Source organism: Halobellus sp. (assembly GCF_042218505.1).
Lineage (GTDB): Archaea > Halobacteriota > Halobacteria > Halobacteriales > Haloferacaceae > Haloquadratum.
The window spans coordinates 71,637-84,032 of the sequence record NZ_JBDGQZ010000050.1; the positions used below are offsets into that span (position 1 = coordinate 71,637).

Here is a 12,396-nt window from a genome sequence, read left to right on the forward strand (position 1 = left end):
TATGCATATCAAAAAGCTCGTCCTCGACGGTTTCAAGAGCTTCGGGCGGACCACCGAGATTCCGTTTTACGAGGACTTCACCGTCGTTACCGGGCCGAACGGCTCCGGGAAGTCGAACATCATCGACGGCGTGCTCTTCGCCCTGGGCCTCGCGCGGACGCGCGGCATCCGCGCGGAGAAACTCACAGATCTGATCTACAATCCCGGTCACGCCGACGGCAGCGACGGCGGAGGAACCGGATCGCAGTCCGGGCCCAAAGAGGCCACCGTCACGGTGATCCTCGACAACGGGGACCAGACGCTGGACCGCTCGCAAGTCGTCAACGCGGCCGGTAGCGAGGACGTGGGCGACGTCTCCGAGATCAGCGTCAGACGGCGCGTCAAGGAGACTGAGGAAAACTACTACTCCTACTACTATCTCAATGGCCGGGCGTGTAACCTCTCTGACATCCAGGATCTCCTCGCGCAGGCCGGCATCACTCCTGAAGGGTACAACGTCGTGATGCAGGGTGACGTGACCGAGATCATCAATATGACGCCGTACCAGCGCCGGGGCATCATCGACGAGATCGCCGGCGTCGCGGAGTTCGACGCGAAAAAGGCGGACGCCTTCGAGGAACTCGAAGCGGTCGAAGATCGGATCGAGGAGGCGGACCTCCGGATCGAGGAGAAGGAGACGCGGCTCGATCAGTTGGCGGACGAACGGGAGACCGCGCTGGAATACCAGTCGCTCCGCGAGGAGCGCGAGGCGTACGAGAGTTACAAGAAAGCGGCCGAACTCGAAGACAAACGCGACGACCTCGCTGCAGCCGAAGCGAAGGTCGAATCGGCGGAGGACGATCTGGCTGACGAGCGCGCGGAACTGGACCGTCGCGAGGGCCGCGTCACCCGTTTAGAAGACGAACTCGACGATCTGACGAAAGAGATCGAGCGGAAGGGCGAAGACGAGCAACTCCGCATCAAAGCCGAGATCGAGGAGATCAAAGGGGAGATCAGCCGGGTCGAAAACGAGATCGAGGCCGCCGAGGAGCGGATCGACGACGCCGAGAGCGACCGGCGGGAGGCGTTCGTCCAACTCGACCGCAAGCAGGAGACAATCGAGGAACTCGACGAGGCGATCCGCTCGGTCAAAGTCGAAAAGGCGTCGGTCAAATCCGACATCGGATCGCTGGAGACCGATCTCGCGGAGGTGAAAGCCGAGATCGAGAACGTCGACACCGAGTACGACGAACTGAAATCCGAACTGGAATCGAAGAAAGAACGGCTCGAGGAGTTGAAGACCGAGCGAAACGAGAGCCAGCGGAAGAAAGATCGACTCCTCGACGAGACGCGTCGCCGCGCCAGCGAGGTCGACGACCTCGAATCGGAGATCGACGACCTGCGCAAGCGGCTCCCGGACCTGAAAGCGGAGGTCTCGGACCTCCACTCAGAACTGGACAAGGCCGAAAAGAACGAATCGAAGATCGAGGGCGTCGTCGACGACCTGCAAGAGGAGAAGGCCGACCTGAAATCCGCTCTCGACGATGTCGTCGAGGAGATCCAATCCAAACAGTCCGAGTACGCGACGCTGGAGGCCCGTGCGGGCGACGACGGCGACAACTCCTGGCCGCGGGCGGTGACGACGATCCTCAACGCCTCGAAAGGGGGCGTCCACGGCACAGTCGGTCAGTTGGGCGCGGTCGGTGGCGAGTACGCGACCGCCTGTGAGACGGCCGCCGGCGGCCGACTCGCACACGTCGTTGTCGATAATGACGGCGTCGGCTCCGACTGCATCGACTACCTGAAATCGCGGAACGCCGGCCGGGCGACGTTCCTCCCGATCACGAAGATGGACGATCGTGGGCTCCCGTCGATGCCGCCACACCCTGGCGTCGTCGACTTCGCGCGGAACCTCGTCGACTACGACAGCGAGTACGACTCGGTTTTTTCATACGTGCTCGGGTCCACGCTCGTCGTCGAAGATATGCAGACCGCGCGGGACCTGATGGGCGACTACCGGATGGTGACGCTCGACGGCGACCTCGTCGAGCGCTCGGGCGCGATGACCGGCGGGTCCGGCGGCGGGTCGCGATACTCGTTCTCGAAGTCCGGCAACGGCCGCCTCGAACGGCTCGCCGAGGAGATCGAGACCCTCGAAGACGAACGACGGGGGCTTCAGGCGGAGATCCGGGAACTCGACGAGGACATCGAGGACGCCCGTGGGCGCGCTGCCGATGCCCGCGAGCGCGTCCGCGAGGTCCAGGCCGACATCGAGGACGCCGAGTCGGCCGTCACGGACGCGGAGCGGACGATCGAGGAACTGTCGGCGGAGATCGAAGACCTCCGCGAAGAGCGGGCAGAGGTGGATGCGGAGATGCGGGGAGTGGACGCGGAGATCGACGACTATGAGGCCGACATCGACGCCGTCGAAGCCGACATCGACGACCTGGGGGACGAACTCGCCGACTCGAAGATCCCCGAACTCACGGGCCGTGCCGACGAGATCCGCGCGGAGATCGGCGAGAAGGAAGACCGGATGGACGACCTCGACGGGCGACTCAACGAACTCGGACTGGAGAAGGAGTACGCCGAGGACGCAATCGAGGACCTCGAAGAGGCAATCGAGAGCGCCCAAGAGCGGAAGGCCGACGCCCGCGACGCCATCCGCGAGAAGGAAGCCGAGATCGAAGCGCACGAGGCGGAACTCGAGGCGAAGCGCGAAGCCGTCAAAGAACTGGAGGCTGAACTCGAAGATCTCAAGGCCGAACGGTCGGATCTGCAGGCGACACTGCGCGAGGCCAAGACCGATCGCGACGAGAAGCGCGACACCGTCGACCGCATTGAGTCGAACCTCGACTCGCTCGAAGACACCGCCGAGCGACTCTCCTGGGAGATCGCTGAACTCGAAGCCGAAGTCGGCGAGTACGACCCCGAGGAGATTCCCGACCACGACGAGGTCGAAGCCGAGATCGAGCGGCTGACCGAGGAGATGGAGGCGCTCGAACCGGTGAATATGCTCGCAATCGACGAGTACGACGACGTGAAAGCGGACTTAGACGACCTCCAGGAGCGCCGCGACATCCTCGTCGAAGAGCGGGAGGCGATCGAAGACCGAATCGACCGCTTCGAGGCGCAGAAGAAACAGACGTTTATGACCGCCTTCGACGCGATCAATGAGAACTTCACGGACATCTTCGAGCGCCTCTCTGACGGCACGGGCGAACTCCACCTCGAGGACCCCGATGATCCCTTCGAGGGCGGACTGACGATGAAAGCCCAACCCGGCGACAAGCCGATCCAGCGGCTGAACGCGATGTCCGGCGGAGAGAAGTCCCTCACTGCCCTGGCGTTCATCTTCGCGATCCAGCGGCACAACCCCGCGCCGTTCTACGCGCTCGACGAGATCGACGCGTTCCTCGACGCCGCCAACGCCGAGCGTGTTGGGCAGATGGTCGACGACCTCTCGGCGGACGCGCAGTTCGTCGTCGTCTCGCACCGTTCGGCGCTCCTAGAGCGCTCCGAGCGCGCGATCGGCGTGACGATGCAGGGCGACAACGTCAGCGCCGTCACCGGGATCCAACTGGGTGACCGCGAGGAGCCGGAGGTGCCCGCCGATGACTGATCCCGCCGGTTCAACTGGCTCTGCGACGCCCGGAACGAACGGACTCACTCGCGGACTCAGTGGCGATACCGACCCCGGCGGACCGGGCGATCCTCCCGTCGGGAGCGACGACGTCGACGGGGACGAGGTCGAACCCGTCGAACTGCTCGTCCAGTTGGCCGAGGAGGGCGAGATCGACCCCTGGGACGTCGACCTCGTCGAAGCGACCGACGCGTTCCTCGACCGGTTGGACGAGACCGATCTCCGCACGTCGGGGCGGGCGCTCTTCTACGCCGCGGTTCTCCTGCGGATGAAGAGCGACGCGCTGCTCGAACCCGACGACGAAGAGGACGAACTCGAGCCGTGGGAGGAGGCACTCGAACGCGGCGGGAGCGGCCCCATCGCCGGCGGCGACGACGGGGCTGCCGCTCCGGGGTTCGACCCCGTCGACGCGCTCGAAGCCGAGATAGACCGCCGCCTCGACCGGAAACAGGCCCGCGGGTCGCCGGAGACGCTGGACGAACTGGTCCGGGAACTCCGCGAGGCAGAACGGGAGTCGTGGTGGAAGCGCCGCCGCGAGTACGACACCTCCGAGTCGCCGCGGGGCGGTCAGCGCGGCACCCAGACGCTGGATTACCGCTCTGCCGACGAGTTCCGTGGAGCGGACGAACCGACAGCGGCCGACGTGACCGACACGGCGCACAACGAGGACATCGAGACGTCGATCGCCTCGGTGCACGAGGCTGTCTCGGCCCGCTACGAGAACGGCCGCGAGGAGGTCCTCTTCGCGGAGGTCGCTGACGCCGCGGCGACCCCGGTGACGACGTATCTCGCCCTGCTCTTTCTCTCCCATCGCGGCGAACTCCACCTGCAGCAGGACGACCTCTTCGGCGACCTCTGGATCCGCGACCCTGACGCCGTCGCAGCGGCGGCGACGGGCGGCGACGCGGAGGCGAACAGAGAGGCTCCCGTTCCGGCCGCCGACGACGACTGAAATCGGCAGAAAAGGCCTTCCGCTCCGGCCGCCGCCGACTGAAACCACAGGGGAGGCCTCACATTCCAGCCGCCGCCGACTGAGATCGGCGGACCGAATCCAGACTCTCAGAGCGACGTTCAGCCGGCTGATCTACTCCACGTACGCGCCGAGCAGCGGCTCCAAGTCGGCCTTCGTCGGCTCGGGGATGGCCTCGTCTGGCGTGTTGATCGTGCCCGCGAGCGCCGTGTGACAGTCGCACTCGTGATCTTCGGGGATCGATCCGATTGCGGCCTCGACGGCCTCTTTGATCGCGGTCTCGTTCGCGGCGGCGTTCTCCAGAACCTCCTCCAGAGAGACCTCGCTGTCTTTCTTCCAGACGTCGTAGTCGGTGACGCCGGTGATCGTCGCGTACGCCATCTCGGCCTCGCGGGCCAGTTTCGCCTCCGGAATGGTGGTCATCCCGATGATGTCCCAGCCCTGCGAGCGGTAGAATTCGCTCTCGGCGCGCGTGGAGAACTGCGGCCCCTCGATGCAGACGTACGTGCCGCCGCGGACGACGTCGGGGTCGCTCGCCGATTCGGCGGCGTCGGCGAGGATTCCGTTCAGTTCGGCGCAGTACGGTTCGGCGAACTGCTGGTGGACGACGACGTCCCTGTCGAAGAACGTCAGATCCCGGTGCTTGGTCCGGTCGTAGACCTGATCCGGGAGCACGAGCGTCTGCGGCGGGAGGTCCTCCCGAAGGCTCCCGACGGCGTTCGAGGCGATGATGTGGGTGACGCCGAGTTTCTTCAGCGCGAACACGTTTGCCCGGTAAGGCAGGGTCGTGGGCGAGTACTCGTGATCGGCACCGTGTCGGGGAACGAACGCGACTTCGCGACCGGTGTCGCCGAACTCCCCGACCGTCAGCGGGGCCGAGGGCTTCCCGAACGGCGTGTCGATATCGACATCGCGCGTGTCCTGTAGGGGGAGGGCGTCGTAGATTCCGCTCCCGCCGATGAATCCGATAGCCATAGGCGACAGTTCGGCCGCGAGCGCTAAAATCCGTGGGTCCTGGCTCGCGGCGGACGCCCGGACGAACGTTTATAAGCGATCACGCGGCCAGAGGCGCTATGCGCTGACAACAGCCCCGCGTCGAACGCGGTTGTTCGGCACCTCGACGCGGGACGGCTCACGACCCGATGGTGCCGACTGTTCGCCACCTACTCGATTTATCGTCGTCGCGCAGTCCGCCTCGGGTCGAATCACGGACTGGGGACGACACTCACACCACGACGCCGCTCTGCAGGAGCGCGATGAGCGCCGTCAGTGTGACCACAGAGACGAGCGTGGTTGCAAAGATGGCCGTCGAGACGAACTCCGTGACCGCGACGCCGGCCACCTCCCCCTCGGAGAACTCCGCGGCGAGGATAACGGTCGTCACTGCCGAAGGCATCGCGGATTCGATTACGAACGTCCGCGCGACGGCCGGTTCGGTGAACCCCACGGCGAGCGCGACGCCGATACCGAGCAGCGGCGCGACGACCATCTTCAGGGCCACGACGCCGCCGACTGCCGAGAGCGTCGAACCGACGTCGGTTCGGGCGAGTTGAATCCCCAACAGGAGCAACATCACCGGAATCGACGCGTCGCCGACGAGTTGGACCGTCGACATCGCGGTCGAACCGGCTGGCGGCACCACGCCGAGGCCGCGGGCGAGGAGTGCAGCCACAACCGCGTACACCAGCGGGACGCTGAAGACGCGCTTGACGCCGTCGAGGCGACTTTCGGCGTTCCCGCGCGATGCGATGTAGACGCCGACAGTCCAGATGAGCACGGACTGTACCGATAGGTAGACCACAGCCGTCGCCCGCCCCATCGCGCCGAACGCGAAGTTCGAGACGGGGACGCCGTAGTTGCCCGTGTTGGGGAACGCCGTGACTATGACGATGGCCGCGAGCGCCGCCTTCGACGCGCCGAAGAGGCGGCCGGCGGCCTCCGCGACAGCGATCGCAAGGGCGTGAAAAAGCAGGATTGCGACGGTGATCCGCGCGAGTGTCGACTGCGCCAGCGTCGTCGTCGTGAGGCTGTGAAAGATCAGTGCCGGAACGAACACGTAGATCAGAAGCGTGTTGATCGCATCCGTATCCACGGTCCGAAATCGGCCGAGCAGATAACCGACGCCACCGACGACGAGGATAGGGAGAATGGCTGTCGCGAAGACGGAGACAAGAGAGACCACAGCGGAGAAACCGACAGTCGCTACTCAAACGCTTCGATCCGCAGGTAACTGAGCTGCCCAGCGATGCGTGGCGGCGGACGCCGCTACGACTCGCTGCCGTCGGTGAGTCGCCACTGCTCCGTGCTGACCGCCTCGGCGACGCCGCGGCGCTCCATCTCGGCCATCACCTCGTCCATCCGACCGGGTTGCGCGATCTCCATCTCGATCCGGTCCACCGAGTGGAACTCCGAGAGGAAGTGCCGGATGTCCTCGGTCGCGAAGGTCTCCTCGTCAGCCTCGGCCATTACGCCGGAGATCAGGTCGATCATATCTTCGATGAAGTTCCAGGGGTAGACGACCCAGGTCCATTCCGTCAGCCGTTCGCCGACGAAGTCCGGCTCGAACACGCTCGTCTGAAGCAACTGGAGCGTCGCCGTTCGGACCTCGCCCGCGTCGCGGTCGGTTACGTACTCGTAGGCTCGTTCGATCGACCCCCCGGTGTCGGCGATGTCGTCGATGATGAGGACGTCTTTGTCTTTGACGCTTCCTTCGGGCATTGGATAGCGAACCTCCGGTTCGTCGGACTTCTCGGCGGTGCCGACGTAGTGTTCCATCTTCAGACTCGTGAGGTCGTCGAGGCCGAGGAAGTCGCAGGTACACCGCCCTGCGAACCAGCCACCACGGGCCAGGGCGACGACGACATCCGGTTCGAAATCGGCCGCTCTGACCTGGTCGCTGACGTCGCGGCAGAGCCCGTAGATGTACTCCCAGTTAGTGATCGTGCAATTGAAGTGATCGGGCAGGTCACCCATAGCGTGCTGTCACCGTTCGGAGTACGGGCCGGCCGACGATTTAATCTGTTCGTCTCAGGCGGCCCCGTCGGGTCACCCGGTAGGATTTTTCACCCGACACCGCCTCGAACGGGTATGGACACCCGTCGCGCGCTGCTCGTCGACGCCTTCGCCACCGAACCGCTGGCCGGGAACGCCGCTGGCGTCGTGCCCGAGGCCGACGACCTTTCGGACGCACAGATGCAGGCGATCGCCCGCGAACTCGCCGTGAGCGAGACCGCATTCGTGCGCTCGTCGGCGACCGCCGACCGCCGACTGCGATACTTTTCGCCGACACAGGAAGTGGATCTCTGCGGCCACGCGACGATTGCGGCGCACGCACACCTGCACGACTCCGGAGCGATCGACCCTGGCGAGGGGACCGTCGGGACGAACGTCGGGGTGCTCGACGTGGAGATCGAGGCGGACGGCACCATCTGGATGAGCCAGGACCGACCGACTATCGAGCGAATCTCTCCCGACTACAACCGCCTCGGGGCAGCGCTGGGTATCGACCCGGCGGCGCTCCGGGATGTCGGCGCTGACGCGCCAATCGCGGTCGCCTCGACCGGGCTCCCCTTCCTGCTCGTCCCCGTGAACTTCCTCGAGAACCTGAGCCAGGCGTCACCGGCCGCTGGCGCGATCGAAGAACTCGCGGGCGAGTACGGCGCTGCCGGTGTCTACGCGTTCACCTTCGATACGCTCGAAGGCGACGCCACGCTCCACGCACGGGCGTTCGCGCCGTCGCTCGGGATCGCCGAGGATCCGGTCACTGGGACCGCAGCGGGAGCCTGCGGTGCGTACCTCCGCGAGGTCGGCGCGTTCGACGACTTCCCGGCGGAGATGGTCTTCGAGCAGGGCCACTTCCTCGACCGTCCGGGTCGGATCCGCGTCAAGGCGACGACCGAGGTCCGCATCGGCGGCCGTGGTGTGACCTCCCTCGACGGCACGTTCACGGTCCCCGACGACGAGGACGACGACATCCTGGAGGCCTGAATCCTGCTGTTCCGGTGGCCGTCGCCTACTCGCTCTACCAGCGTCGCGATCATCGAACGGGACAGACGTGGAACCGCAGGAAGTGGACCTCTCTGACCCCGACACCTCCCTCGTTTTGGACAGCGGTACGTCCGGGCGTCGGGGGACCGTCGACAACGGGACGCTCGCTGTCATATTCCAACCGGTCCCCGCAGCACAGATCTTTCGGAACGCTTCCGTGCCGGCCGAGGTATCGTAGCGGTTGCAAGTCTTCGGCCACTCGATCGCACGACTGCGTGCGATCGGCTGTGCAATCAGTCGCAACCGCTACTATAACACCGACGGTGGCGCAACGGGCCGTCGACCACAGGTGTGCGAGCGCCACCTACCGAACGTGGGGAGGCGACTGGGACCGACCCGCCGAACACCCGTGCGTCCCACAAAACGACACCGTGTATCGGCTGCGTGTCACGACGTTGACCCACGCGCCGGTGCTCGAGCAGTGGCTGTACGACTCGTTTTGGCTCGCCAAACTCGTCGGTGGACTGTGCCTCGTGTACGCCGCACGCGGCCGGCAGCGCCCTCGACAAGCTGTCGGGCGGGTCTCCTTCGTGAGTAGAGAAACTAGGATCGGCCGTCTCGGTGACAGGGATGGCAGGCGTCAGCCGATGTACCGCAGGTCGTCGTCGGTCGGCATCCCCTGCTGTTGGCTCTGCATCTCCTGGATTTTCTCGGCGACTTCCTTCATTTCCTCGGCGCGCTCCTCGAGAGAGTCGTAGCCGACCTCGAAGCCGAGCACCGTCTCCAGGACCTCAAGTACGGCTTGCGCGCTTGTGGGGTCGACGAGGTAGCCGCTGGTCTCGCCCATCAGACACGCTCCCGAGAGCGCTCGGCGCTCACCGAGGCCTAACAGCAGACCGCTGACGCCGACGATCCCGCCGGCTGGTTCGCCGTCGCGGAACTTCACGCCGGCGTCGGTCAGTTCATCGACCGTCTCGGCGTCGTTGACCGCGCCCAGTACATCCGGCTCCTCGACGAGTTCGCCCGTCGGCACGCCACCGAGCGCGTAAATGCTGCTCACGTCGAACGACGCGGCGAGATCGAGAAAGGCGTCCGTGAGGTGGTAGTGACCCGAGTGTGACTGCGCCTGGTGGTCGCCCGTGAGGACGAGAAGGTCTCGTCCGTCGGTCTCGACGGCGTGAAACTCAGCGCAGGCCAGCGAGGTGACGCCGTCGTCATCGACACCGACCTGCGGCGGGAACTCGTCCGAGTAGACCCGGGCGACCATCTCGGAGTCGAACTCCTCCAACAGATGCTCTGCGGCCAACTTCCCGACGTGCCCGACTCCCGGCAGTCCCTCGATCAGGACTGGATTCCGGAGCGTGGGCTCTTCGAGCGTCTCGACCTCGATGTCGTCCATACCCTCATTCGCGGCCGCGGCGTTTAAGAGCGCGTCGGTACTCTCCGTAGGCGTCTTCTGGGTCGAACGGGGCGGGTGCGGAGTTCTCCGCGTCGGCCCCGCACTCCGGACAGGTGTCTGAGAGCGTGTACACTGGGCGGTCGTGGGCGTCGCGCCAGACCGCACAAACCCGGATGTCGGATTTCATCTCTCGAAAAAACAGCGCGTGGTTACTCTTCGTCCTCGTTTCGCTCGCGGTGGTACTCCGCGATACCACCGTCGGCGGCGATCGACTCGCTGGCGCGGTCAGCAGCGGATTCGAGCGCGTCCTCGGCGGTCTTGTAGTCGGGCGCCTGCACCCGGATCCGGTACTCGGGCGCGCCGACGTAGGTGACCTCCAGGTCGATCTCCTCGGGGACGCCGTCGCCCTCGGCGGCCTGGAGCGCCTCCTTGATGCGGTCGACGCCGTCACCAACGGGACAGCGGAGATCGACGTAGCCGGTGACGTTCACGTAGGGGACCGAGACGTTCTGCCGGGCCGTGTCCACGATGGCTTCGATCTCCTCGTCGTCGAGATCGACTTCGTCGAGCGCGTCGGTACCGTGAATCGCCGCGGACTCGAAGCCGTCGTAGAGGGACTCGAACTCCGCGAGGATGGCGTTCGCAACGGCGCTGTAGCGTTCGTCGTCGATGTCGTCGCCGAAGGCGACCTCCATCCAGTTGTCGGCCTTCTGCTGGTTCTTCCACTCCTGGATCTTCTCTTTGCGCTGGTGTTCGTTGACGTCCTTGATCGAGAGGTCGATCTGCTGGGACCCCTCGTCGACCTCCAGCACTTTCGCAACGACTGTCTGTCCCTGACGGACGTGATCGCGGACGTTCTTGATCCAACCGCTCGCGACCTCGCTGATGTGGCAGAGGCCGCGCTTGTTCTCGTACTCGTCGAGGTCGACAAAGACGCCGAAGTCCGTTATTTCGTCGACTTCGCCGACGATGAGCTCGCCTGCGTCGGGCCAGCCGCTGTACTGCATATATTGAAGCCTCTGACGGGAGTGTTACGCCTCGGTGGCGCGGCGTTCGACTGTTTCGACGACTTCGCCGTGGAGCGTTGCGTCGCCGCCAGTCGGCGTCGCGAGCGTCGTGCCGCAGACGGCACAGTTGACGGCGGTCGACGCTTTGCCGAAGATGACCTGTTCGTTGTCGCAGTCCGGGCACCGGACGCGGTAGAAGTTCCCGGCCATCGTTACTCCTGGAACGTGAGTCGCCCGGCGCGCCAGCCCTCGCGCATATGGGCCTTGCCGCAGTCCGCGCAGATGTACTTCAGGTGGGTCTTCTTCGTCGGCTTGTCGCCACCGGGAACCTTCGAGAACTTCCCGGCGTTCCCGATGACCGCCTTGCCGCGGCGAGTCTGTCGCGCGTTCCACTTCATCCCGGTTGAGCGGCCCGTCCGGACCTTCTCAACCTCGTGCTCGTGGTGCCCGTCACAGTTCGGGCAGTACGTATTGAATCGGCGTGGCATTTCCATAGATATCGACCTTGGCGTTGTTTTGACAGCGTCAGTTAAAACCCGTTTGGTTCGGAGCGACAGCCGTTCTCCCGACGCGCGACGGTTCCAACCCTGCACACGCGGCTGTGTCGATCTGTCGCACCAATCGTTAAGTGGAATCCACCGGGACAACAGGATATGCGCCCGGATTGGTCCTCCCTCCGCTCGGCCGCCAGCGTCGTGGCCGCGTTCGTGATTCGTATCGCCCGACGAATGACCGGAGCAGTTCGCTCGCTGTCTCAGATTGCGTGGCACGCGCTTCGCCGGCTCTTTCGACCCCTCCAATCGATGTGGGCAACTGCCTCCAGACGCGCCAGAGTGGTGCTTTCGGGTCCCGTGACGGCGTTCGTCTACGGGCCGCTCCGCGTTGCCGTCTTCGGGATCCGCCGGGACGTCTCGCTGCTCGTGGGACTGCTATCGCCGGCCCTGGCGCTCGGCACCGCCTGGTGGGTCGGTTCGACGGTCGGATACGAGACGCTGACCGCCTGGGTTCGCGGAACGTGGTACGGCACCGATCCCTCGCTGGCCATCTTTCTCGCCGTCGCCGGGTTGATCGCGCTCGGCGCGATCAGCGCAGGCGTCAACTCGGGACTGCTTCCCACCGGCGTGCTGGTGAGCGCGCCCGTCTTCGGCGCGGCGGTGACGCGATACGCCACCACCGTCACCTACTCCTGGGGGCAGTATGCCGTCTCGCTCCCCGACGCGGTCGGGACGGCGCTCGTCGTCGCGTTCGCGTTCGGCGCGCCGATCGCTCTCGTCGGATTCGTCATAGGGTGCGGGCTCCGCCGCGTTGCGCGCGTGCTCGTCGGGCGCGCTGGTCCACCTTCGACAGTGGACAACGCTTGATAGATTGACGGCGGCGAACGCCGCCTCGTTGTCTCCCGTCTCGAAGGTGG

Annotated in this window: 11 protein-coding genes and 1 pseudogene; 4 read left to right on the forward strand and 8 right to left on the reverse strand. The window is 65.4% G+C overall.

Annotated features, from left to right (window positions below):
* Nucleotide 1 precedes the first annotated feature (1 nt).
* Nucleotides 2-3,565 (forward strand): annotated as a pseudogene (gene smc / locus ABEI27_RS13335) (chromosome segregation protein SMC); the annotation flags it as partial.
* A gap of 28 nt (nt 3,566-3,593) precedes the next feature.
* Complete coding sequence (locus ABEI27_RS13340) at nt 3,594-4,574, forward strand: segregation/condensation protein A (protein ID WP_375799894.1); 981 nt, start codon at nt 3,594-3,596, stop codon at nt 4,572-4,574.
* Between the two features lie 132 nt (nt 4,575-4,706).
* On the opposite strand, the gene mtnP is transcribed toward ABEI27_RS13340, so the two are convergent.
* The 3 genes from mtnP to ABEI27_RS13355 all read right to left on the reverse strand — a co-directional run bounded on the left by mtnP (nt 4,707) and on the right by ABEI27_RS13355 (nt 7,565).
* Nucleotides 4,707-5,567 (reverse strand): S-methyl-5'-thioadenosine phosphorylase, encoded by an 861-nt coding sequence (gene mtnP / locus ABEI27_RS13345; RefSeq protein ID WP_375799895.1) that lies wholly within the window; start codon nt 5,565-5,567, stop codon nt 4,707-4,709.
* A 250-nt stretch (nt 5,568-5,817) separates the two neighbouring features.
* The gene (locus tag ABEI27_RS13350) at nt 5,818-6,774 is read right to left on the reverse strand and encodes an AEC family transporter (protein ID WP_375799896.1); all 957 of its coding nucleotides are present in this window, start codon (nt 6,772-6,774) and stop codon (nt 5,818-5,820) included.
* An 83-nt stretch (nt 6,775-6,857) separates the two neighbouring features.
* Entirely contained in the window at nt 6,858-7,565 is a 708-nt protein-coding gene (locus tag ABEI27_RS13355) for a phosphoribosyltransferase (protein ID WP_375799897.1), read from the reverse strand.
* Between the two features lie 114 nt (nt 7,566-7,679).
* Here ABEI27_RS13355 and ABEI27_RS13360 point away from each other — a divergent pair, with 114 nt between their 5' ends.
* A complete protein-coding gene (locus tag ABEI27_RS13360) occupies nt 7,680-8,579 on the forward strand; it encodes a PhzF family phenazine biosynthesis protein (protein WP_375799898.1) in 900 nt (299 codons plus the stop codon).
* A gap of 640 nt (nt 8,580-9,219) precedes the next feature.
* Here ABEI27_RS13360 and ABEI27_RS13365 read toward each other — a convergent pair.
* The 5 genes from ABEI27_RS13365 to ABEI27_RS13385 are packed head-to-tail and all read right to left on the reverse strand — an operon-like array spanning nt 9,220 to nt 11,479.
* Nucleotides 9,220-9,978 (reverse strand): proteasome assembly chaperone family protein, encoded by a 759-nt coding sequence (locus tag ABEI27_RS13365; protein ID WP_375799899.1) that lies wholly within the window; start codon nt 9,976-9,978, stop codon nt 9,220-9,222.
* A gap of 4 nt (nt 9,979-9,982) precedes the next feature.
* A complete protein-coding gene (locus ABEI27_RS13370) occupies nt 9,983-10,165 on the reverse strand; it encodes an RNA-protein complex protein Nop10 (protein ID WP_375799900.1) in 183 nt (60 codons plus the stop codon).
* 22 nt (nt 10,166-10,187) lie between these two features.
* Entirely contained in the window at nt 10,188-10,985 is a 798-nt protein-coding gene (locus tag ABEI27_RS13375) for a translation initiation factor IF-2 subunit alpha (RefSeq protein WP_375799901.1), read from the reverse strand.
* 24 nt (nt 10,986-11,009) lie between these two features.
* Nucleotides 11,010-11,195, reverse strand: coding sequence for a 30S ribosomal protein S27e (locus tag ABEI27_RS13380; protein WP_375799902.1), 186 nt, complete (start codon nt 11,193-11,195; stop codon nt 11,010-11,012).
* Nucleotides 11,196-11,197: 2 nt separating this feature from the next.
* Entirely contained in the window at nt 11,198-11,479 is a 282-nt protein-coding gene (locus tag ABEI27_RS13385; protein WP_089764417.1) for a 50S ribosomal protein L44e, read from the reverse strand.
* A 159-nt stretch (nt 11,480-11,638) separates the two neighbouring features.
* Between ABEI27_RS13385 and ABEI27_RS13390 the strand changes: the two genes are divergently transcribed.
* On the forward strand, nt 11,639-12,346 hold the full coding sequence (locus tag ABEI27_RS13390; protein WP_375799903.1) for a hypothetical protein: 708 nt from the start codon (nt 11,639-11,641) through the stop codon (nt 12,344-12,346).
* Nucleotides 12,347-12,396: the final 50 nt, after the last annotated feature.

What these genes read in the sequence shown, in the direction of transcription:
- ABEI27_RS13340 (WP_375799894.1), top strand. Translation starts at nt 3,594, where the DNA reads ATGACTGATCCCGCCGGTTCAACTGGCTCTGCGACGCCCGGAACGAAC.
- mtnP (WP_375799895.1), bottom strand. Translation starts at nt 5,567, where the DNA reads ATGGCTATCGGATTCATCGGCGGGAGCGGAATCTACGACGCCCTCCCC.
- ABEI27_RS13355 (WP_375799897.1), bottom strand. Translation starts at nt 7,565, where the DNA reads ATGGGTGACCTGCCCGATCACTTCAATTGCACGATCACTAACTGGGAG.
- ABEI27_RS13360 (WP_375799898.1), top strand. Translation starts at nt 7,680, where the DNA reads ATGGACACCCGTCGCGCGCTGCTCGTCGACGCCTTCGCCACCGAACCG.
- ABEI27_RS13365 (WP_375799899.1), bottom strand. Translation starts at nt 9,978, where the DNA reads ATGGACGACATCGAGGTCGAGACGCTCGAAGAGCCCACGCTCCGGAAT.
- ABEI27_RS13370 (WP_375799900.1), bottom strand. Translation starts at nt 10,165, where the DNA reads ATGAAATCCGACATCCGGGTTTGTGCGGTCTGGCGCGACGCCCACGAC.
- ABEI27_RS13375 (WP_375799901.1), bottom strand. Translation starts at nt 10,985, where the DNA reads ATGCAGTACAGCGGCTGGCCCGACGCAGGCGAGCTCATCGTCGGCGAA.
- ABEI27_RS13380 (WP_375799902.1), bottom strand. Translation starts at nt 11,195, where the DNA reads ATGGCCGGGAACTTCTACCGCGTCCGGTGCCCGGACTGCGACAACGAA.
- ABEI27_RS13385 (WP_089764417.1), bottom strand. Translation starts at nt 11,479, where the DNA reads ATGGAAATGCCACGCCGATTCAATACGTACTGCCCGAACTGTGACGGG.
- ABEI27_RS13390 (WP_375799903.1), top strand. Translation starts at nt 11,639, where the DNA reads ATGCGCCCGGATTGGTCCTCCCTCCGCTCGGCCGCCAGCGTCGTGGCC.